The sequence below is a fragment of the Kribbella sp. NBC_01505 genome, assembly GCF_045040285.1.
GTDB lineage: Bacteria > Actinomycetota > Actinomycetes > Propionibacteriales > Kribbellaceae > Kribbella.
Map to the genome: position 1 here is coordinate 4,931,202 of NZ_CP109425.1, position 18,544 is coordinate 4,949,745.

24 protein-coding genes and 1 tRNA gene are annotated in these 18,544 nt (G+C 66.4%); 17 read left to right on the forward strand and 8 right to left on the reverse strand.

Translation table 11 applies throughout. The features are described from left to right. Positions 1-4: 4 nt before the first annotated feature. Both OG474_RS23330 and OG474_RS23335 read right to left on the reverse strand, forming a co-directional pair. Complete coding sequence (locus OG474_RS23330) at positions 5-664, reverse strand: ferritin-like domain-containing protein (protein ID WP_405059597.1); 660 nt, start codon at positions 662-664, stop codon at positions 5-7. Positions 665-682: 18 nt separating this feature from the next. Further along, the gene (locus OG474_RS23335) at positions 683-1,390 is read right to left on the reverse strand and encodes a class E sortase (RefSeq protein ID WP_405064491.1); all 708 of its coding nucleotides are present in this window, start codon (positions 1,388-1,390) and stop codon (positions 683-685) included. A gap of 219 nt (positions 1,391-1,609) precedes the next feature. Between OG474_RS23335 and OG474_RS23340 the strand changes: the two genes are divergently transcribed. From OG474_RS23340 to OG474_RS23350, 3 genes are all read left to right on the forward strand, one after another. Further along, complete coding sequence (locus OG474_RS23340; RefSeq protein ID WP_405064492.1) at positions 1,610-2,251, forward strand: hypothetical protein; 642 nt, start codon at positions 1,610-1,612, stop codon at positions 2,249-2,251. A gap of 27 nt (positions 2,252-2,278) precedes the next feature. Continuing rightward, positions 2,279-2,686, forward strand: a complete 408-nt coding sequence (locus OG474_RS23345) for a hypothetical protein (protein ID WP_405064493.1) — start codon at positions 2,279-2,281, stop codon at positions 2,684-2,686. A gap of 163 nt (positions 2,687-2,849) precedes the next feature. Beyond that, the gene (locus tag OG474_RS23350) at positions 2,850-3,431 is read left to right on the forward strand and encodes a hypothetical protein (RefSeq protein WP_405064494.1); all 582 of its coding nucleotides are present in this window, start codon (positions 2,850-2,852) and stop codon (positions 3,429-3,431) included. 109 nt (positions 3,432-3,540) lie between these two features. On the opposite strand, the gene OG474_RS23355 is transcribed toward OG474_RS23350, so the two are convergent. Then, positions 3,541-3,792, reverse strand: coding sequence for a type II toxin-antitoxin system RelE/ParE family toxin (locus OG474_RS23355; RefSeq protein WP_405064495.1), 252 nt, complete (start codon positions 3,790-3,792; stop codon positions 3,541-3,543). After that, positions 3,789-4,070: a type II toxin-antitoxin system Phd/YefM family antitoxin gene (locus OG474_RS23360; RefSeq protein ID WP_405064496.1), complete on the reverse strand. Its 282-nt coding sequence runs from the start codon at positions 4,068-4,070 to the stop codon at positions 3,789-3,791. The genes OG474_RS23355 and OG474_RS23360 overlap by 4 nt, the downstream gene beginning before the upstream one ends. A gap of 226 nt (positions 4,071-4,296) precedes the next feature. Between OG474_RS23360 and OG474_RS23365 the strand changes: the two genes are divergently transcribed. Further along, positions 4,297-4,764 carry a hypothetical protein gene (locus OG474_RS23365; RefSeq protein WP_405064497.1) on the forward strand — a complete coding sequence of 156 codons (468 nt, stop codon included), beginning with the start codon at positions 4,297-4,299 and terminating at the stop codon, positions 4,762-4,764. A gap of 219 nt (positions 4,765-4,983) precedes the next feature. On the opposite strand, the gene OG474_RS23370 is transcribed toward OG474_RS23365, so the two are convergent. Continuing rightward, positions 4,984-5,059, reverse strand: a tRNA-Thr gene (locus OG474_RS23370). Positions 5,060-5,078: 19 nt separating this feature from the next. Continuing rightward, complete coding sequence (locus tag OG474_RS23375; protein ID WP_405064498.1) at positions 5,079-6,245, reverse strand: MFS transporter; 1,167 nt, start codon at positions 6,243-6,245, stop codon at positions 5,079-5,081. A gap of 124 nt (positions 6,246-6,369) precedes the next feature. On the opposite strand from OG474_RS23375, the gene OG474_RS23380 reads away from it, so the two are divergent. The 11 genes from OG474_RS23380 to OG474_RS23430 all read left to right on the forward strand — a co-directional run bounded on the left by OG474_RS23380 (position 6,370) and on the right by OG474_RS23430 (position 15,756). Next, on the forward strand, positions 6,370-6,663 hold the full coding sequence (locus tag OG474_RS23380) for a DUF4287 domain-containing protein (protein WP_405064499.1): 294 nt from the start codon (positions 6,370-6,372) through the stop codon (positions 6,661-6,663). 9 nt (positions 6,664-6,672) lie between these two features. Next, on the forward strand, positions 6,673-7,413 hold the full coding sequence (locus tag OG474_RS23385) for a TrmH family RNA methyltransferase (RefSeq protein ID WP_405064500.1): 741 nt from the start codon (positions 6,673-6,675) through the stop codon (positions 7,411-7,413). Between the two features lie 275 nt (positions 7,414-7,688). Further along, a complete protein-coding gene (locus tag OG474_RS23390) occupies positions 7,689-8,240 on the forward strand; it encodes an RNA polymerase sigma factor (protein WP_405064501.1) in 552 nt (183 codons plus the stop codon). A 109-nt stretch (positions 8,241-8,349) separates the two neighbouring features. Continuing rightward, entirely contained in the window at positions 8,350-9,195 is an 846-nt protein-coding gene (locus OG474_RS23395; RefSeq protein ID WP_405064502.1) for a DUF11 domain-containing protein, read from the forward strand. A 166-nt stretch (positions 9,196-9,361) separates the two neighbouring features. Next, positions 9,362-10,981 carry a sugar ABC transporter substrate-binding protein gene (locus OG474_RS23400; RefSeq protein ID WP_405064503.1) on the forward strand — a complete coding sequence of 540 codons (1,620 nt, stop codon included), beginning with the start codon at positions 9,362-9,364 and terminating at the stop codon, positions 10,979-10,981. Further along, complete coding sequence (locus OG474_RS23405; protein WP_405064504.1) at positions 10,978-11,895, forward strand: ABC transporter permease; 918 nt, start codon at positions 10,978-10,980, stop codon at positions 11,893-11,895. The genes OG474_RS23400 and OG474_RS23405 overlap by 4 nt, the downstream gene beginning before the upstream one ends. Continuing rightward, positions 11,892-12,767: a carbohydrate ABC transporter permease gene (locus tag OG474_RS23410; RefSeq protein ID WP_405064505.1), complete on the forward strand. Its 876-nt coding sequence runs from the start codon at positions 11,892-11,894 to the stop codon at positions 12,765-12,767. Before OG474_RS23405 ends, OG474_RS23410 begins: the two co-directional genes overlap by 4 nt. Before the next feature lie 55 nt (positions 12,768-12,822). Then, positions 12,823-13,821, forward strand: a complete 999-nt coding sequence (locus OG474_RS23415) for a LacI family DNA-binding transcriptional regulator (protein WP_405064506.1) — start codon at positions 12,823-12,825, stop codon at positions 13,819-13,821. Beyond that, positions 13,785-14,564 (forward strand): phosphotransferase, encoded by a 780-nt coding sequence (locus tag OG474_RS23420; protein WP_405064507.1) that lies wholly within the window; start codon positions 13,785-13,787, stop codon positions 14,562-14,564. The genes OG474_RS23415 and OG474_RS23420 overlap by 37 nt, the downstream gene beginning before the upstream one ends. Beyond that, positions 14,561-15,070 (forward strand): molybdenum cofactor biosysynthesis protein, encoded by a 510-nt coding sequence (locus OG474_RS23425; protein WP_405064508.1) that lies wholly within the window; start codon positions 14,561-14,563, stop codon positions 15,068-15,070. Before OG474_RS23420 ends, OG474_RS23425 begins: the two co-directional genes overlap by 4 nt. 119 nt (positions 15,071-15,189) lie before the next feature. After that, entirely contained in the window at positions 15,190-15,756 is a 567-nt protein-coding gene (locus tag OG474_RS23430; RefSeq protein ID WP_405064509.1) for a peptidase inhibitor family I36 protein, read from the forward strand. A 76-nt stretch (positions 15,757-15,832) separates the two neighbouring features. Here OG474_RS23430 and OG474_RS23435 read toward each other — a convergent pair whose 3' ends face one another. Beyond that, positions 15,833-16,090 (reverse strand): hypothetical protein, encoded by a 258-nt coding sequence (locus tag OG474_RS23435; RefSeq protein ID WP_405064510.1) that lies wholly within the window; start codon positions 16,088-16,090, stop codon positions 15,833-15,835. A 4-nt stretch (positions 16,091-16,094) separates the two neighbouring features. Here OG474_RS23435 and OG474_RS23440 point away from each other — a divergent pair, with 4 nt between their 5' ends. Further along, the gene (locus OG474_RS23440; protein ID WP_405064511.1) at positions 16,095-16,541 is read left to right on the forward strand and encodes a class E sortase; all 447 of its coding nucleotides are present in this window, start codon (positions 16,095-16,097) and stop codon (positions 16,539-16,541) included. Positions 16,542-16,653: 112 nt separating this feature from the next. On the opposite strand, the gene OG474_RS23445 is transcribed toward OG474_RS23440, so the two are convergent. Then, positions 16,654-17,076: a hypothetical protein gene (locus tag OG474_RS23445; RefSeq protein WP_405064512.1), complete on the reverse strand. Its 423-nt coding sequence runs from the start codon at positions 17,074-17,076 to the stop codon at positions 16,654-16,656. 248 nt (positions 17,077-17,324) lie between these two features. On the opposite strand from OG474_RS23445, the gene OG474_RS23450 reads away from it, so the two are divergent. Beyond that, complete coding sequence (locus OG474_RS23450; protein ID WP_405064513.1) at positions 17,325-18,527, forward strand: neutral zinc metallopeptidase; 1,203 nt, start codon at positions 17,325-17,327, stop codon at positions 18,525-18,527. The last annotated feature ends 17 nt before the right edge of the window (positions 18,528-18,544 follow it).

Here is an 18,544-nt window from a genome sequence, read left to right on the forward strand (position 1 = left end):
CTCCTTACTTCGCGAGGAACGGCATCGCGGCCTTGAGCACCGGCGCCATCCCGAGGTGGGCTTCGATCGGCGCCGGGAACGGGTTCCCGCCGGTGATCTGGGCGATGATGGCGGCGTGCCGGGACTCGACGCCGGCGATCGACGCGGCCGCGGCGAGGATGGCGACGTCCTTCACCAGCGGGACCTGGCCGTGGTAGGCCTTCACGCCGAGCTCTTCGAAGACGCCTGCGGTTTTCAGGAACGAGGCCCGGCTGGCGAAGGTGCCGTCGGGGAATTTCACCTTCGGCGCGGCGACCGGCGTACCGCCGAGGTCCTTGATCGTGGTGCGGACCGCGGTGACGTGGTTCGCTTCGTGTTGCTGGATCGGGTCGACGAGTTCGAGCTCGCGGCCCTTGAGCAGCTTGGCTTTCAGACCTGCGGTGTAGAACGCGGACTCCAGGTATTCCAGGGTCAGCGCGTAGTTCAGGATGTCGAGGTCACTCTTGGCCGCCGAACTGGTAGCGGTGCGATCGGCGTTGCCGAAGGCGATCGGATCACCCAGGTTCGTTGCGACGTAGGTTGCTCCGACGCCGATCAGAGCGGCGTTGCGCAAGAAGTTGCGACGGCTGTGCTCGTCGGCGAACTCGAGGACCGGACGGCCCCCGAAAATTGCCTTGATACCCATGACTCTCCTCAGTGCTCACTATCCCGCGCGCGCCTGGACGACGATGCGCTGGTAGTGGGCGGTGATGGGGTTGCAGGCGAACAAGGTGAGTACCTTGTCGCCGGTCTTGTCGGGTTGCTTCAGGACGAATTTCACGTAGTCGTCCTGCGGCACGATGGTGGTCTTGAAGACCTTGTAGGTCGTGCTTCTGGTCCCGGCCACGACCGTGATCGGGTCACCGGGGCGAAGCCGGTCCAGGTAGAGGAACGGCTTCTCGTTGGTACTGCGATGCCCGCTGATCACGGAGTTGCCCGCGCTGCCCGGCAACGGCGTACCGGGCCAGTGACCCACACCGTGCACGAGGGCTGCTTCGTCGACGCCGTTGTTCAGCTCGTCGTCCAGCTTGAGCCGAGGGATCATCAGGCGGCCGAGCCGTAACTGCTCGCCCGGCTTGGCCTTGATCGCCTCGATCGGTACACCGGCGGCCGGATTGCCTTCGCCCGCCGCGAACTGAGGCTCCACAGCCTCGCCGTTGCGGAGCTGGTCCAGCATCCGATCCACCAACGCGTCCGGTTCGGGGGCAGCCGGAGCAGAGCTCGCTGTCGGCGAGGACTTCGAGACACCGCCCGAAGCATCGGTCGCCGGGTCCTCGCTGCCGGGGCCGAAGACGACTACCCCGACCGCGACGAGCGCGGCGAACGCCGTACTTGCTGCCAGCCACCGATAGACCGGCTTCCAGTTCTTCATGCTGCCGACCATCTCCTCACGGGGTGTTTCACCCTGAGGCATTCGGAGCCTCTCGCCGCATGGATAGGTGATGCGGCAGGTTGTCGCGGATATCGGTGGCGGGATGGGGACCTGGGGGCGATGATCGCGGGGGGTGGCGTTGTCGGAGAGGGCGGGGAGTACGTGAGCGGGCTGGACAGAGCATTGGCACGGCTAGGGGACGTGTTGGCGGGGGTGGCGGTGGATGTCAGAGATGACTACTGCGGGCATTGCTACGCCGAGGCGGACGCGGTGGCGTTGTCGGGACCGCTCGGCCGGATTCCCGCGGACTTGATTGCTCCGGTTGCCGCCGAGGTTCCCGACCATTGGGGTGACTTCACCGGTCTGTATCGGAAGCTCACGCCTCGGATCATGGCGCTGCTCGTCTACGACGAGTTGCACGTTGACGAGGAGTTGATCGCCGCTCGGATCGCCGAGGCAGGCTGTTGGGAGACCTGGCCCGATGTCGAGCGTGACGCGATGCTGGACGTGTGCCGGGCTTGGTGGGCCGAGACGCTCGGTACGCATCCGCGTCGCCCGCAAGCGCACGAAGTACTGAGCTTCCTGGCGACGGCACCCGTACCGCTGACACATTGGTTCGAGGTGTGGAATGCGCAGCCACCAGGACCTGCGGACCTGCACGCGCTCGAACTGTGTCAGTGGTGGGCGCCTGAGTTGATCGGTACCAATCTGACCTTGGGGTGGTCCAGCACGATCGATGTCACGACGGACGTGAAGCGCTGGATCCTGGAGGACGCCAAACCGAGGCTCGCCCGCGTTCCGGACGACGCCAGGCTGAACGAGGTCCTGGCGTATCTCGAAAGCGATGACTCGTACTCGTAGTAATACTTGCCACTTCCGGAGGTGCTGGTGCTCCCTTTCATCGCCTTCGCGGTGACCTGGGCGGTGTATGTCTGCCTGGCCGTGGTGAAGTCGCGCGGCAACCGGGTAGACGGTGCAGCGGTGCTCGGCGCCGTACTGCTGGCGACCGTCACTTTCTTCGTTCGGGCTCTGGTAGCTGGGACGAGTCTGGACAGCGTCTTTTACGGTGCGGCGCTGTTGTCGGTCTTGATTCTGGCCGTGACGCTCGGCGATCCGTCGCTGATGTTCGACATCCATCAGATGAAAGGCAAGCAGTTCCGCCGTCTGCCGAAGGCCGAACAGGCGAAGGTACGGGCTCGTGACCGACGGTCGGGAATCGCCCAACTCTCCTTCCTCGTGATCGTCGTCGTCGCAAGCTCTCTCTACGTCTCCCTGGACTGGACGTTCCTGAACTGAACACAGCCCTTGGCTGACCCCTAGTTACTGCTCCTGCTCTTCGTGGCGTGAGCTGTGGCCGACTGTGCCTCACGGTGAACCGGTCGGCGACTACGCTTTGTCACCCCCGCGAGATCTGCGCGGCACTCGAGCAGCAACTTTCGCCGGAGAGACTGGTCCCACAGTGATCGAGCGCATTCGGGCACGCCGTAGGCACGCGGGTCTGCTCCCGCTCGCGGCGGCGCTTGCCGTCTCGCTCGTTCTGACCGCGTGCGGGTCGGAGAAGCAGTCCGTCGACACGAGTGCACCGCAGAGCGCCAGCACTCCGACGACGGAGAAGAAGGCCGGCCTCGGTCAGATTGTCGAGTCTGGATTCGGGCAGTCCGGCGAGTATGTCTGGGTGACCGCGCTGGTTAAGAACATGTCCGACCATGGCGGTCAGACGGTCACGGTCAACTTCAATCTGCTGGACGAGAGCGGCGCGATCCTCAAGAGCGCCTCTCAGGTCGAGTCGTTCAATGTCGCGAACCAGCTCCAGGCGGTCGGTACCCAACCTGCGAAGTTCACGATCAAGAACCCCATGGACCAGCTGCTGCAATCTCCGCGCATCGGCGTCATCTGCAAGGGCACGGACGGCAAGGTGAATGGTGGTGGCACGGACTACCCTGACCTGGTGCCACCGTCCGGGCAGGTCGTCATCGACCCGAACCTGATCACCACGGGCAAGCCCGCCACCTGCACGGCGTACGTCGCCGCCGGAATATGACACCGCCGCCCGGCTGAACGCTGATCCGGAAGGATCCCGGGTCTGGCGTGGTGCTGGCTGCCGACGCACCGTGGAGCGGCGCGTGTGAAGGTGTTGGCGAAGCTTGAGATCACCTCGTGGGGAGCCGGCCGATCGACCAGACGCGGACGACGTCGTCCACTTCGTACATCACGCGGTAGTCGCCAACGTGAAGACGGTAGATCAGGCTGTCGCCCCAGTGCCTGCTGGCGGCTGGCGACGGGTCCTTCACGAGGCCCTTGACGGCGGCCAGTACTCTCCGGGCGCCCTCAGGATCGTCTGCGGCCGGCGCGCGATATCCCTCGATGAACCCGAGCTCAAAGACGAGAGGTGGTTCGGTCACCGCTCCTGGGTCGCTTCAGCCTCAGCCAGGATTTCCGCCATCATGGCGAAGCCTTCGGTGGCAGGAATCCACTTCGGGCCGCTGGCCTTGATCTCGTCGATCATCGCTTGGTCGGCAGCCTCTTCGAGCATCTGGAACCGTGCCAGCGCAGCCGGCGAGATGAGCGCAGCGGCAGTCTCTCCGTGGTCGGTGATCAGCACTGGCTCGTGGCCGTACCGCGCCTCATTGATCAGCCGGGACGGTCGGCGATTGGCCTCAGTCATCGTGTACTTCGACATGCCTACCACCATATCAGCAGAAGTCTGCAAATTACGTACTTTCCCGATGGTTCGGAGAAGGGTGGGCCCGTTGGTCCAGGCGGAGCGGCTCGGGTGACGAAGGTTGAGCCCGGCACCTGTGACCGGCTTGGCGCGGATGGACGACAAAGACCGTCTGGCTCAAGGGCCGACCTGAAGTCTCGTGCCCCTGCCGGAGCTAGCCGAAGGCCGAAATTCTACTGCGCGGGTGTGGAACGATGCTGAGGTGAATCAGGCCCGGAGGCGCGCGGTTGTCGCTGCGCTGGTTGAGCTTGCGGCCAGTGCGGACTACCGGGATCGGGCAGACGCCGGACGCGCCCTGGCAAGTTTCGCGCAGGCGCCGGAATCGCGGGATCCGCTGCTTCGACTGGTGCTCGATGTCGGTAACACGTTTGTCACCCTCGTGACCGCGGAGGCGTTGCTCCGGCGGCATGACAACGCGGGCGTCGCGATTGTGGCTGAGGCATTGGCGACGGGGGACTTTCAACACGGTTCGTATATCTACGAGGCTGCCAGCACTGTATTCATGGTGTTCGCCAGAGAGCGGGACCAAGCGGTGGAGATCTGTGAGGCTCTCTCCCGCGACGGCAGCGCCCGAGTTCGCCAGGGAGCAGCCGAGTTGGGTGCGATGCTGGCTGAGATGCAGCCGCTGCTCTACCCGAAAGAGCAAGGCTGAGGTCGATCGCGCGGTATCGATGCGGCGGGCAGCCGACGGAGGGACGCGGTCGGCGTGATTACGGTTGTGGGCAAGGCGACTCCGGCCACGAGGAGTCGCGCGCGGGCGATAGCCCGCAGGTCCGGGCGTAGTCCCGTGGGGAGAGCTAAGGGGCGGGCGGGTGCGCGCATAGTGGGCGCGACGAAGGAGCGACTGCGTAGCACGCGGGGATGGTCTTTTTGGAGCCGACGAGGGGACTCGAACCCCTAACCACCGCTTTACAAGAGCGGTGCGCTGCCAGTTGCGCCACGTCGGCGGGTTGGTGCGGGGACAGTTTAGCGGGTGGTGGGGGTGAGGCGGTGGCGGAGGGTGTGGGCGCCGGGGAGGGCGATCAACGGGAGGGCGGCCAGGAGGAGGAAGGCGTAGCGGGGGTGGTTGACGAGGAGGCCTACGGCGGTGGCGGCCAGGAGGCCGCCGGCGTTGCCGGAGAGCCAGATCAGGCCGGCGGCGGTGCCTTCGGAGTCGCCGGAACGGCGTTCTACTAGTTCTAGGACGATGGGGAGGGCGGGGAGGAGGAGTAGGCCGATCAGCGTGATGGTGATCAGGGCTACTGGGGTGTTGGGGAGGAAAGCCAGGAGGGCGCAGCAGAGGGCGGTCACGGACAGCGCGGTAACCAGGTAGGGGGATTCGGCGTGGTGGCGGGCGGCCCAGATGGGGATGAGGGCGCTGCCGATCACTCCGGCTATGACGTTGAGCAGAAGGATGACGCTGGCTGTGGTGCTGGTTACGCCGGCGGGTTCCAGTAGCGGTTGGGCGAAGGTGCTTAGGGCAACGAAGACGCCGAAGGGGAAGACCGCGAGGACGCAGAGGCGTCGGATCAAGGGGTCGGCCCAGGCTGTGCGGAGGGCGGCGAAGATTGCTTGCGGTACGGCGGGCGCCGCCAGTGCATGGGGGCCCGGGGTGCGGAGGGCGGCGGCCAGGAACGCTGTCGCGAGGACGCAGAAGGCGGCGGTGACGAGCAGCATGGTGTGCAGGGAGTTGGCGGTGGAGAAGACGGCCGAGAGCAGGAAGGCCAGGACCATGCCGGCGAAGATGCTGGCGGTTCCGAGGGCGATGCCGGTGGGGCGGTCCTTCTCGGAGAGGTAGCGGCCGGTGATGCCGGTGACGGCGTTGAGGACCAGGGGCTGGGCCACCGAGGCGATGAGTTGGCCGGCGAGGAGCCAGCCGAAGTGGTCGCCGCCGAGGCGAACCAGGGCACCGATGGCGGTCAGGACGGCGCCGGCCAGGAGCGCCGGGCGGAACCAGCGGTCGAGGAGCAGACCGCAGGGGATGGACAGGACGACGTACAGGAGGGGGAAGACCTGGGCGAGCCAGCCGATGGCGGTCTCGGAGACGGCGTAGTGGGTGGCGGCGACGGTGGTGACGCCGGCGAAGTTGAGCCAGACGAGTTGGGTCGCGGCGCCGACCAGTGAATAGCCGACGATGGCTGACCAGCGACTCATGTCCAGCTCCTCCCACAAAAGTTTCCGGAACTGTACGCCGGAATTCTGCGGATCGGATGTCGAATCTCCCACGGCCCGGTCGACGCACAGGCAGAAGCAACCCCGATACGAAGGCAGGCGCGACATGTCGTTCCAGGCGTACTTGGACAAGATCGAGGAGAAGACCGGGCTGACCCCGCGGGTCCTGGTCGAGCAGGCGAAGGGCAAGGGGTACGACGCCAAGGACGTGAAGGCCGGTGTGATCTGCGACTGGCTGAAGGCGGATTACGACCTCGGCCGCGGGCACGCGATGGCGCTGGTGCACGTGATCAAGAACGGGCCGGGCATCTCCGCCAAGCACGTCGGGAGCAAGGGGACGCACAGCGATCCGTCGGACACTCTCTGGCTGGATGGCAAGGCCACGAACCCACTCCAGTAAGTTAGGCGGGTGGAGTCGAAGAAGTCGCCGCGGGACAAGTGGATCACGATCTACGGGCGGAAGCCGGTGCTCGAGGCCTTGGCCGATCCGACGTTGTCGGTGGCGAAGGTGGTGGTGGCGGACAACGCCACCGGTGGATCCCTGCAGGAGATCCTGCGGGCAGCCGATCAGTCGGGTACGCCGGTGGAGCGGGCGACCGCGAGCCGGGTGAAGTGGCTGGCCGGGAACGGGAAGCACGATCAGGGCGTGGTCGCGGATGTGAACGCGCCCCGGATGACACCGCTCGATGAGTTCGTCCGCGAGCGCGGTAAGCGGCCGACGAACGTCTTCCTGCTCGACGGCGTCACGAATCCGGGCAACGTCGGCATGATCCTGCGGACCGCGACCGGTGCCGGCTTCGACGGGGTGATCCTGCCGCGGGCCGGTACGCCGCATGTCGGGCCGCTCGTGATCAAGGCCTCGGCCGGGATCGCGTTCCAGGCCCCGATCGTGAACACGTCGACCGCGAAGACGGCGGTCGACACCCTCCGTACGGCGGGCTATCACGTCTACGGACTGTCGGCCCGGACGCGGGATTCGTTGTTCCGGACCGAGCTCGCACCGCGCGCGGTCTACGTCCTCGGTGGCGAGACCAACGGCATCACGGTCAGCACCGACTCGGATCTGCAGATCCCGTTGCACGCCGGCGTCGAGTCGCTGAATGTCGCGGTCGCCGCGGCGGTCGTCGCCTTCGAGGTCACCAACCGCTGAACCGCTGAACCACGGCCCGCGTCGGCGGCGTACTGGCCGACGAGTGGGTGGATGAGATCAAGGAGAACGCGTGTCTGAGCCCGAGCTGGAGCCGTGGGTCGCGGACGTGCTCGCCCAGGCGGCAGTCTGGGCGGAAGTGCCCCCTGACCTCGAGGCAGCGATCGAGGCGGAAGTAGGTACTGAGCCCTAAAGATGGGCAATCGGTACCGATGAGTCGGGACAGGTTCGGTCAGTAGAAACGAACTGAGCCAAAGAACCCGACTCAGGAGGACCTTGTGAATGTGGGGGAGCGGTTCCAGTCCGGCGACGAGAGCGTGCTGACCGAGCTGTACCGCCGGTACTCCGGGCCGATGTTCGCGACCGCGCTCAGTCTGCTCGGTGATCGCGAGCTGGCGGCGGACGCCGTACAGCGGGCGTTTCTGCAGGCCTGGCAGGGCGCGAGCCGGTTCGATCCGTCGCGTGAGCTGCAGCCTTGGTTGTACGCGATCACCCGACGCGCGGCGATCGACGTGTACCGACGCGCCCGTCGTACGGCGGGGCAGGTGTCGTTGGACGCCAACACGTGGGTCGGGGAGACGGTGCTGGTCACCGAGGGCCCGTCGTTCGACACGGCCTGGCAGGTGTGGCAGGTGCGGCAGGCGTTGGAGGAGCTGCCCGCGGACGAGCGTCACGTACTGCAACTGGCGTACTTCGAAGGGTGCACGCAGACCGAGATCGCGGCCCGGCTGGACCTGCCGCTCGGCACGGTGAAGAGCCGGACACACAGGGCGCAACGGCGACTGGCGGCACTCCTGAGCCATCTACGCGAACCAGCATGCATGCCGTAACAAACGCTGGTTTCGAGTAGTTGTGCGTAGTAGCCGGGGGCACCATACTCTTCTCCATCGTCGTTCACCGGCGATGGGGGAAGTTCAGTCGAATAGTGGGGGGAATACCGTGCGCGCCACGAATCTGTTTCGTGCTGCGCTGGTGACGATCGTCGCCGGCGCAACTCTGATCGCTCCGGCGACAGCGATGGCTGAGGATCCGCCGACCAGTACGGTCACGGCCAGCCAGACCCAGCTGCAGCCGGGGACTGTGTTCACAGTCCATCAGACGCTGTTCAACAAGGCCGACTTCACGCTCGAGGGGGCGAAGGGAGCCCTGTACTCCAAGGATTCCATCCTCCTCGACCGGGTCACGCTGGTGTCCTGCACCGGCAACTGCTACGAGTACGACGGCCACGTCCGGGCGTCGTTCGGTGACCTTCCGGCCGGTGCGTCGCGCGAGGTCACCTACACACTGAAGGTGATCGACAACCCGGTCGTCGGCCCGTGGATCCTGCGGACCCAGCTGGTCGGGGACAACTACTCGTTCGACATCACGTCCGGTCCGGACATGGTGATCGGGAGTGCGCCGGCCCAAGCGGCCGACGTCGCGGTGGGGCTGACCGGCTCGGTGTCGGGATCCCGCATCACCTACACCGTCTCGGTGAAGAACAACGGCCCGGCCGACGCGACCGGGATCAACGTCGCCGCGGCGTACCCGTCGGGTCTGACGTACGTCGGAACGAACGGGTGCACGCGGGTCGGAACCACCCGCAACCTGAACTGTGCAGTCGCTTCGCTGGCCAGTGGGGCCACCACGACGAAGACGTTCACGGCGTCCGTCGGCCTGCTGGCCACGGGGTCGTTCGTCGCTACCGCGCAGCGGACCGCCAGTTCGCCGAACGATCCGGCCGCGGCCAACGACAAGGCCAGCCGGACCTGCAGTGCGCTGCTCGGCCTGATGGTGCGCTGCTGATCTGAGCACTACCTGACCGGCGGTCGTGGGGATCTTCCCCGCGGCCGCCGCTCTGTTTATCAGGCACTGCGCTTTGTCCCTTGCCAGCCCGGGGCGTCGTCGTTTACGGTCCGGGTTAACGTTTAAGTGCTCGTTACTGAGCACTCTACTGTGGCTTGGAGCAGCAATGATCAGTCGGCGACGATTTCTGCAGGTCTCCGGTGCGGCGGTTGTGGCAGGGTCCACGCTCGCCGGCTGTGGTGATGGCGGTACGGCGGGTGGCGGGGCGAAGGCCTCCGGCGAGCTGAAACTGCCGACGTACAAGCCCTTCGCGGGGCTGCAGCCCGATCTGCCCGGGGCCGAGTCGGGGCTCGAGCCCGGGTTCCTGCGGTTCCCGGCGAACGCGGCCGCGAGTGTGAAGGCGCCGCCGCTGAAGAACGCGGTCACCGCGCTGACCGAGACGTTCGCGACGCCTCCGCCGCCGATGGGCAGCAACGCGATGTGGCAGTCGCTGAACCAGGCGCTCGGCGCCGAACTCAAGCTCACCATCGGCACCGACCCGGGCTACCCGGAGAAGTTCGCGACGCTGCTGGCCAGCGACTCGCTGCCGGATCTGATGTGGCTGCCGCCGAACCAGGGCATCCCGAACATCGGTCCGATGCTCGAGGCGAAGTTCCAGGACCTCACGACGTACCTGTCGGGCGATGCGGTGCTGGAGTATCCGAACCTGGCCGCGCTGAAGCCGGCGTCCTGGCGGACCGCGGTGGTAAACGGGAAGATCTGGGGCGCACCGATCCCGTCGACGCCGTTCGGCCAGGTGATGATGGGCAATCCGCGCACCTGGGAGAAGGTCGGCGGTCTGCAGAGCACCAGCGCCGACGAGTTCTTTGCCAAGTGCAAGGAGCTCAGCAACGGCACGAACTACGCGCTCGAACCGTCGATCATCAACATGCTGCACATGTTCGGCGAGTGGTTCGGCGCTCCGAACGGCTGGCGGGTCAACGCCGATCGCTCGCTGACGCACCTCTACGAGACCGACAACTACCGAGCCGCTGTCGAGTACGCCGCCAAGCTCTGGGCGGCGAAGGTCTTCTACCCGGACCTCAACCTGGCGGACGCGACCCCGAAGACCGTGAACGGTCAGATCGCCGCGCAGGTCACGGTCGGACCGCGGGCGACCGCCGACTTCCGGGCGCTCGACCCGTCGCTGTTCATCGACACGCTGATCCCGTTCGGCCATGACGGCAAGGCGAAACCGGTCTACGACATGGGTTACGGCACGGTCGGGTTCACGCCGTTCAAGAAGACCGACGAGGGCCGGATCCGCGAGCTGCTCGCGCTGATGGACTACCTGTCGGCGCCGTTCGGGACCAAGGAGTACCTGCAGAAGAACTTCGGCGTCCAGGGGCAGCAGTACCAGCTGGACGGGCAGGGGAACCCGGTGCTGACCAAGGCCGGCACCCAGCAGGGGCCCGGTCTGGTCAGCGCGCTGACGATCATGACCTCGCCGGAGAGCGTGATCTTCAACCCGGCCTTCCCGGACGACACCAAGAAGATCTACGCGACCGAGCAGAAGCTGCTGCAGTTCGCGATGCGGAACCCGACCGCGGGCACGTACTCCGACACCAGCAGCAAGGTCGGCCCGAAGCTGACCGCCGCGTTCCGCGACACGATCGTGGACATCGTCACCGGCCGGCAGAAGATCGACGCGTACGACGAGGCGCTGAAGCGCTGGAAGTCCGGTGGCGGTGACAAGATGCGGGGCGAGTTCGCCGCCGTTCTGCCGGCGAGCGTGCCGGTCTCGTGAGGTTCGCCGAACGCTGGCGCCGGGACTGGCAGATGGTGCTGCTGATGGTCCCGGGCGTCGTCTTCCTGCTGGTGTTCTTCTACCTCCCGGTGCTCGGCAATGTCGTTGCCTTCCAGGACTTCCAGCCGTATCTGGGCATCATGCACAGCAAGTGGAACGGCGTACAGAACTTCTTCAATCTGTACGCCAACCCGGACTTCTGGGACGCGCTGCGGAACACGTTGATCCTGGCCGGTGTGCAGCTGCTGCTGTTCTTCCCGATCCCGATCGGGCTGGCGCTGATCGTGGACTCGCTGGTCAGCAACCGGGTACGGCGTTGGTTCCAGACGATCGCTTACTTGCCGCACTTCTTGTCGTGGGTGCTGGTGGTGACACTGTTCCAGCAGTCGTTGGGTGGCGCGGGGTTCGTGAACAACCTGCTCCGGCAGGCCGGGCTGGACCCGATCCCGTTCATGACGAACCCCGACACCTTCCCGCTGCTCGTGGTCGCGCAGCTGGTCTGGAAGGACGCGGGCTGGGCGATGATCATCTTCCTGGCCGCGCTCACCACGGTCGACGTCGCGCTCTACGAGGCGGCGGCCGCGGACGGCGCCGGGCGCTGGCGGCGGCTGTGGCACATCACCTTGCCGTCGCTGCGAACCGTCATCGTGCTGCTGCTGATCCTGCGGATCGGCGACATCCTGAGCGTCGGGTTCGAGCAATTCATCCTCCAGCGCGACTCGGTCGGTCCCGGCGCGGCCGAAGTACTGGACACCTTCACGTACTACGCGGGCGTGGTCGGCGGCGACTGGAGTAGCGGAGCCGCGGCTGGGCTGGCCAAGGGCGTGGTCGGCGCGTTGCTGCTGTGGGGCGCGAACTCGCTCGCCCATCGGCTCGGTGAGCCCGGAATCTTCCAGCGGAGGGGTGGCTCATGAGGCCCATCTGGAAGGAGAATCCGTCACCCGCCTACCAGGCGATCAAGGCGGTCGTCCTGGGCGGGTTCGCGCTGGCGATCGTCGTACCGATCCTGGTCGTCGTCTCGACATCGCTGGCGAGTGATCAGGACATCATCAAGGCCGGCGGGTACGTGTTGTGGCCGTCGCATCCGACGGTGAAGGCGTACGAGACGTTGTTCAGTGGCGGGCTGATGGGCCGCGCGATCCTGGTCAGCGTCTTCGTCACCCTGGTCGGTACGGCGATCGCGCTCGCGGTGACGATTGCGCTGGCCTACGCGACCTCGCGGCCGGTGCTGTTCGGGCGGCCGGTGTTGCTGATGGTGCTGTTCACGTTGTTGTTCGCGCCGGGGATCATCCCGATGTTCCTGGTGGTGAAGCAGCTCGGGCTGCTGGACAGCCTGTGGTCGCTGATCCTGCCGGGAGCGTTGGGCGCGTTCAACTTCGTTGTCCTGCGCACCTTCTTCATGAACGTGCCGGGCGAGCTGCTGGAGAGCGCGCGGATCGACGGCGCGAGTGACTTCATGATCCTGCGGAAGATCGTGATGCCGCTGTCGAAGGCGGTGATCGCGGTGGTCGGGCTGTTCTACGCGGTCGGCTTCTGGAATGCCTTCTTCAATGCGCTGCTCTACCTGAACGACACCTCGAAGTGGCCGGTCCAGGTGATTCTGCGGACCTACGTGCTGCAGGGGAAGTCGCTGTCGGCGGACCAGCTCGGCGTGGAACCGCTGCCGCAACCGCAGTCGCTGCAGATGGCGGTCGTGGTGGTCGCGCTGGTGCCGATCGCGATGGTCTACCCGTTCTTGCAGCGGCATTTCACCAAGGGCGTTATAACGGGTGCCGTAAAAGGCTAGAGATCGGGGTGGCGGGGCGGGGAAGGTATCGGTTGAGTCTGCGAGAATCATCGGTATGTCGACTCCGGCGGCCGACCGGCCAACACTGCGGATGGTCGCGAAGGAGGCAGGGGTCTCGGTCGCGACCGTCTCCTACGTGCTGTCCGGGCGACATCGCACTCACACCATCAAGGACTCCACCGCGGACCGGGTGCGGGAGGTGGCCAGCCGGCTCGGGTACCGCCGGAACGACGCGGCCCGAGCGATCCGGACCGGGAAGTCCGACCTGGTCCTGCTGTCGCTGAACGTGCTGGCGGACCCATGGTCACAGGCAGTGGCCGAGACGGTCAGTGCAGCGGTCCGCCCGTTGCACAAGACCGCGCTGATCGTGGCGGACGGCGACTGGCGGGCGGTCCTGTCGAACCGGACACCCGACGTGATCTTCATCGACGGCGTGAGCTCGGAGCCCGAGGAGATCGCCGAGCTCGAGGCCTTCGCGGCGCAGGGCGTGCAGATCGTCGCGTTCAGCGAGACGCTGGAGCCGCGCGGGTTCGACGTGATCCGGTCGGGCGCCGAGCCGCGGTGTCATCTCGCGGTCGAGCATCTGCTGGCGGGGCATGAACGAGTTGGGGCGCTGACCTCACGGACCACCGGGTTTCCGCGGTTCGACGCGTACCTGAACACGCTGAAGGCGGCCGGGAAACCGGTTCTGGATGACGATGTCGAGGTGTTCGAGCGGCACCCCGAAGGTGCCTACCGGGCCGCGATGACCTTGCTCAGCAAGCCGGATCGCCCGTCGGCCGTCTACTGTACGACGGACTTCGCCGCGATCGCCGTCGTACGGGCCGCGCATCGGTTGCGGATCGACGTACCGCGGGATCTCGCTGTGGTCGGGGTCGGGAACACGCCCGAGGGGGAGCATCTGGATCCGTCGCTGTCGACCGTTGGACCGGTTGGGTTCAACGAGGCGCTGGCGCGGATCATGGTCGGTCGGCTGACCGATCGAGAGGGGACGCCGGGGGAGGTGTTCGACTTCCCGTGGCAGCTGATCGTGCGGGAGTCGTCACGCTCATGAAGCCTGCGGGGGATGGTTGGGAGCCGGTCACGGGCGGTGAGTCCGACACGTCGGTGTATCGGCGGGGTTCGGTGTTCGCCAAGTGCTGCGCGCCCTCTGGGGTGCCTGAGCTCGAGGCTGAGCGCGATCGGATCGCGTGGCTGGCCGGGACCGGGATGCCGAGCGCGACGGTGGTCGACTGGCTGGTGTCGGAGGACGGCGCGTGTCTGCTGACGAGCGCGGTGCCTGGGGTGGCCGGGATCGACCTGCCGTCGTGGGGCTGGCTCGGTGCGATGGAGACCCTCGGGCGGACGCTGCGGGAGCTACACGCGTTGCCCGACTGCCCGTTCGAGCGCCCGCTCGCGTCGGTGGTCGCTTCCGCGCAGGACGTCGTACGGCGGGGTGCGGTGAACGCGGACTTCCTGACCGACGAGTGGCGTGCGGTTGCACCGGAATCGTTGCTGGCGCAGGTCGTTGCTGAGAGCACCTATGTGGAGTCGGTGACCGAACTGGCTGTCTGTCATGGGGATGCGTGCCTGCCGAACGTCTTCTTCGACCCGCTGACGTTGCGCGTCACCGGGTTCATCGACGTGGGCCGGTTGGGGATCGCCGATCGGTACGCCGACCTGGCGCTGACCACGATCCAGCTGTACGACGTGTGGTCGGTCGACCCGACTCCGTTCCTGACGTCGTACGGGCTGACCGAGCCGGATCGGCGGCGGCTCGACTTCTACCGGCTGCTGGACCCACTGACCTGGGGATGAGTACGCCGGTGGAGATCGTCGCGCTCGTGGTGTCGCCTGTGCATGCGTTCGAGGGGCGGCCGCAGGACGGGCCGCGGCCGGATCCGTCGCCGGTGGGGCAGGCGGAGGTGGAGATTCGGGCTGGGCTCGGCATCGTCGGGGACCGCTACTTCGGGCAGACAGCGCACCGTAACGCCGCGATCACTGTGCTGGATGAGGCGTCGCTGGAGGTCTTCGACCCGCGGCCGGATCCAACGGTGCTTCGCCGCAACATCGTCCTGCGCGGCTATCCGGTCGACACACTCGCGGCGGGACGAGGCGTTGCTGGGCAGCGGTTCTCGCTCGATTCGGGGTTCGGGGCGGTGGAGTTCCAGGCTTATCGGCCGGCGAATCCGTGTGCGTGGATGAACGCGGTGATCGGGGACGGCGCGATGAAGGCGTCGCGCGGGCACGGCGGCGTACGGACCACGCCGTTGACGTCCGGCCGGCTGCGGCTCGGGCCGGCTGTGTTCGACCTGCTGGACTGAGCCGGCAGCCGGACCGACTCTGGCAGCATCATGACAGCGCGAAATCATGTCACCACTCTCGGTCTACCGTGCAACGGACGTACGCCATCCCGTCCGCTCACTAGAACAAGGGAGGCATCATGAGATCGTCCCGAGTCGTTGGCATCATTTCATTTCTGATCGCGGTGCTGAGCGTTTCGACTGCCGGATCAGCCGTGGCGGCCCCGGCCCCACCGCCGTCAGCACCGTTCACAGCGCAGGCGATAGCCGCCGGCCTCAGCGACGGCCAGGCCAGGTGGCTGCAGGCCGAGGTCGACCGGACCATCGCTCGCACCGGAGGCACGCAGACGGCACCGAATCAGATCCAGTTCGACGGCGCCACCATGACGATCGCGCTCCCCGGCGAGCAACACCCGCGCAATTTTTCGGACAACGAATTCGCCCCGAACGCATACTGCGCTTACGGCCACCTTTGCCTTTACCGAGGCCCCAGCTACACCGGCACGAAGGTCGACTTGTATGCGTGCAACTCTCGTTACAGCCTTCCGGGTTGGACCGGGCGCGGATCCTTCATCAACAATCAGACGGCCGGCACGATCGCTGATTTCTACACCAAGACTGGCTACTACGCGGGCTCCATGGCGTACGACATCTCAGTGGACTACGACTGGACACCGATCTGGTACGTCCGGGCCTGCAGTACGTAACCCTGCCCGACAGGAGCCCTCTACAGTCGCGATGAGCTGCTGGACTGAGCTTTCGGAGGGTTTTCGGTCGGTCGGCCTACTTTCGTCGGGTGAGGCTCGCTGGGGTTGTGGTGATGGTGCTCGTGGTGTTGGCCGGGTGCTCCGACGTGAGCGGCAGCGCGCCGCGGGCCGACGTACCGGCTCCGGCGCCTGCTCCCTCTACGTCTGCGACTCCCTCTGTGACGCCCTCACCTACGCCGACACCAACTCCGACGCCGACCCGGCGGCCGCCTGTTTCGGGGCCGGTGACGATGAGCATTCCGGCGATCGGGGTGCGTGGGCTCCAGGTGGTCACGTATATGGGTACAGCGGATGACCGGCCTGGTACGACGATTCAGAACCGTGGTGTCGCTGCCAGCCCGCGTGGTCCGGCGGGTGGGGTCGGAGTCGGGGAGATCGGGAACTTCATCATCACCGGGCATCGGGTGTCGCACGGTCGGCCGCTGGAACGGGTGCCGGAGCTGGTGAACGGCACGCACATCCTGTTCACCGCGGGTGGGACCGTCTACGACTACGTGGTCTCGCAGACGATGACTATCTCGTTCCGCAAGCCCGCCGAGAAGGCCGCCCAGAACGCCGCCGTACCGGGTCGTCCCGGAGTGGAGGCAACGCAGGCGATGCTCACGATCTCCACCTGCGCGACCCCCGAGGACAATGCCGCCGGCAACTACTGGCGCGACGCACTCGGCAACCCCGAACACCGCATCAACAAGATCGCCCGCCTGGTCGCGACCCGCCCGGCCTAGGCGCCGAGGGCGGACCTGCGCCACTCACCAACCTCGCGGTGGCCTGCATTGGTCAGGCGCCCTGAGCGTGGATCGTGTGTTCCCGAAGCAATTGGTGAGTGGGGGCGGTCCGCTACTTGCGGCCGAACTTCCACCACTTGGGTTTGTTGGCGCGGATCTCGTCGTCGGTGAGCGGCGGCGGGACCGGCGGGCGGGACTCCTCGGTGAGGAAGTCGCCGGATTCGGTGTCGTACGGCGTGACGCCGAGCCGGCGGCTGATCTCCATCACGATCGGGATCGAGCGCGGACCGTCGTTCAGGTAGAAGGTGATGTCGCGGACCTGGACGCCCTTGCCGATCGTCATCTCGACGTCGTACTCGTCGCTGCGCAGGGTCAGCCAGGACGGCTTGCTCGCGTCCACGTCCGGCACCACCTCGCGGACCACGTCGATCACGTCGGTCGCCATCCCCACCGTCGGTGGCTCGTAGCCGTCCGGCATGTCCTCGAGGCGCCGTACGCCTCCTGGTCCTCGCACCGCATACACAGCCCAGCTCATTCACGTCCTCGCTTCGCTCCGGGCGCGAATGAGGCACAAATCACGCTGTACTTGATGATGAACTCGCTCCGCTCGCTCATGACCCCCAGCCTACGGGCGGCCGGGATTCACGCCTGAACTTACCGGCAGTAACTTTTAGTGAATGTCAAAAGATGCAACGGAGTGGGCTTCGGAGGCGTTTCAGGTTTAGGATCATGCGCCGGTCTGGGGGCGGATCGGGGACGCGGTACTGGGGAGAGAAGAGAGAAATGGCTGATCAGCCGGGGCCCAATCCTGACCCGACATCAGGGCCCAAAGTTGGACACTTCCTGCCGGGCGGTGCGGGAGACAGTGGCGCCCAGGACAAGGCCGCGGAGCGCGGATCCGCGCCGCTGTCAGCGCCGACGCCACGGCTGCGCAAGGCTGAGGACGACGCCGCGCCGCAGCTGCGTGGATCGCGGCTGGACGGTCCCGGGCTGTCGGGTTCGCGGTTGGGGACCACTCCGGGCCAGGACCCGGCCGCGGCCGCGGCGTACCGGGCTGTCTACCACCCGGACCCGATCCCGTTCGACCCGAACAAGAAGCGGTCCAAGGGACTGATCGCGGCCGTCGTCGCCGGCGTGCTGGTGGTCATCGGCGGTGTTGTGTACGGCGGTGCGATGCTGCTCACGAAGAGTGACGGACTGCTCGCTAATCCGCTGGTCACGCCGTCGGTGAAGGGCACCGAGAAGCCGACCCGGAAGGTCACCCCGGACGCCGACGTACTGGGCAAGAACCCGATCTACACCACGGGGAAGCTGGCCGCGGTCAGCTGCAAGGAGCCGTCGTACCGGCCGAACTCGCGGGAGGACGTGTTCTCCTACTACGAGGCGATGATCAAGTGCCTCGACAACGCCTGGAAGCCGGTCGTCACCAAGGCCGGGTTCGAGTTCAACTCGCCGCGGCTGATCATCTTCGACGACGGCAACGAGACGGCCTGCGGGATCCAGGAGAAGGTCGCGTCGTACTGCGCGGACGAGCAGGGCGGCAGCGTCACGATGCCGTGGCAGGGCCTCGTCGACGACTACGCGAAGAACAAGGCGGCGACCCGGATCAACATGCTCCAGTCGATCGCCTTCGTGTACGGCGTCCACGTGCAGAGCCTGACCGGGATCCTCGAGTCCTCGGACAACGTGCACGACGTGGCCAAGAACAAGGCCGGTGAGCTGGAGCAGGACCGGCGGCAGGCGCTGCAGGCCAACTGCTTCGCCGCGGTGTTCGTCGGCGCGGCCAAGGCGAGCTTCCCGATCCAGGGACCGCTGGGGCAGCAGTGGACCTACCTGGTGACCCACACCGGGGACGAGAACAACAAGAAGGAGCCGCGCGACCACGGGTCGCTCAAGAGCCACGCCACGTGGATGGGCCAGGGCTACGCCAAGACCGATCCGGGCACCTGCAACACTTTTGGAGCGCCAGCCGCCCAGGTCGGTTGAGTCATGTCACGAGCGAT

What these genes read in the sequence shown, in the direction of transcription:
- OG474_RS23380 (WP_405064499.1), top strand. Translation starts at nt 6,370, where the DNA reads ATGTCGTTCCAGGCGTACTTGGACAAGATCGAGGAGAAGACCGGGCTG.
- OG474_RS23360 (WP_405064496.1), bottom strand. Translation starts at nt 4,070, where the DNA reads ATGTCGAAGTACACGATGACTGAGGCCAATCGCCGACCGTCCCGGCTG.
- OG474_RS23445 (WP_405064512.1), bottom strand. Translation starts at nt 17,076, where the DNA reads ATGAGCTGGGCTGTGTATGCGGTGCGAGGACCAGGAGGCGTACGGCGC.
- OG474_RS23415 (WP_405064506.1), top strand. Translation starts at nt 12,823, where the DNA reads ATGTCGACTCCGGCGGCCGACCGGCCAACACTGCGGATGGTCGCGAAG.
- OG474_RS23375 (WP_405064498.1), bottom strand. Translation starts at nt 6,245, where the DNA reads ATGAGTCGCTGGTCAGCCATCGTCGGCTATTCACTGGTCGGCGCCGCG.
- OG474_RS23330 (WP_405059597.1), bottom strand. Translation starts at nt 664, where the DNA reads ATGGGTATCAAGGCAATTTTCGGGGGCCGTCCGGTCCTCGAGTTCGCC.
- OG474_RS23450 (WP_405064513.1), top strand. Translation starts at nt 17,325, where the DNA reads ATGGCTGATCAGCCGGGGCCCAATCCTGACCCGACATCAGGGCCCAAA.
- OG474_RS23400 (WP_405064503.1), top strand. Translation starts at nt 9,362, where the DNA reads ATGATCAGTCGGCGACGATTTCTGCAGGTCTCCGGTGCGGCGGTTGTG.
- OG474_RS23425 (WP_405064508.1), top strand. Translation starts at nt 14,561, where the DNA reads ATGAGTACGCCGGTGGAGATCGTCGCGCTCGTGGTGTCGCCTGTGCAT.
- OG474_RS23410 (WP_405064505.1), top strand. Translation starts at nt 11,892, where the DNA reads ATGAGGCCCATCTGGAAGGAGAATCCGTCACCCGCCTACCAGGCGATC.
- OG474_RS23335 (WP_405064491.1), bottom strand. Translation starts at nt 1,390, where the DNA reads ATGAAGAACTGGAAGCCGGTCTATCGGTGGCTGGCAGCAAGTACGGCG.
- OG474_RS23440 (WP_405064511.1), top strand. Translation starts at nt 16,095, where the DNA reads ATGGGTACAGCGGATGACCGGCCTGGTACGACGATTCAGAACCGTGGT.
- OG474_RS23430 (WP_405064509.1), top strand. Translation starts at nt 15,190, where the DNA reads ATGAGATCGTCCCGAGTCGTTGGCATCATTTCATTTCTGATCGCGGTG.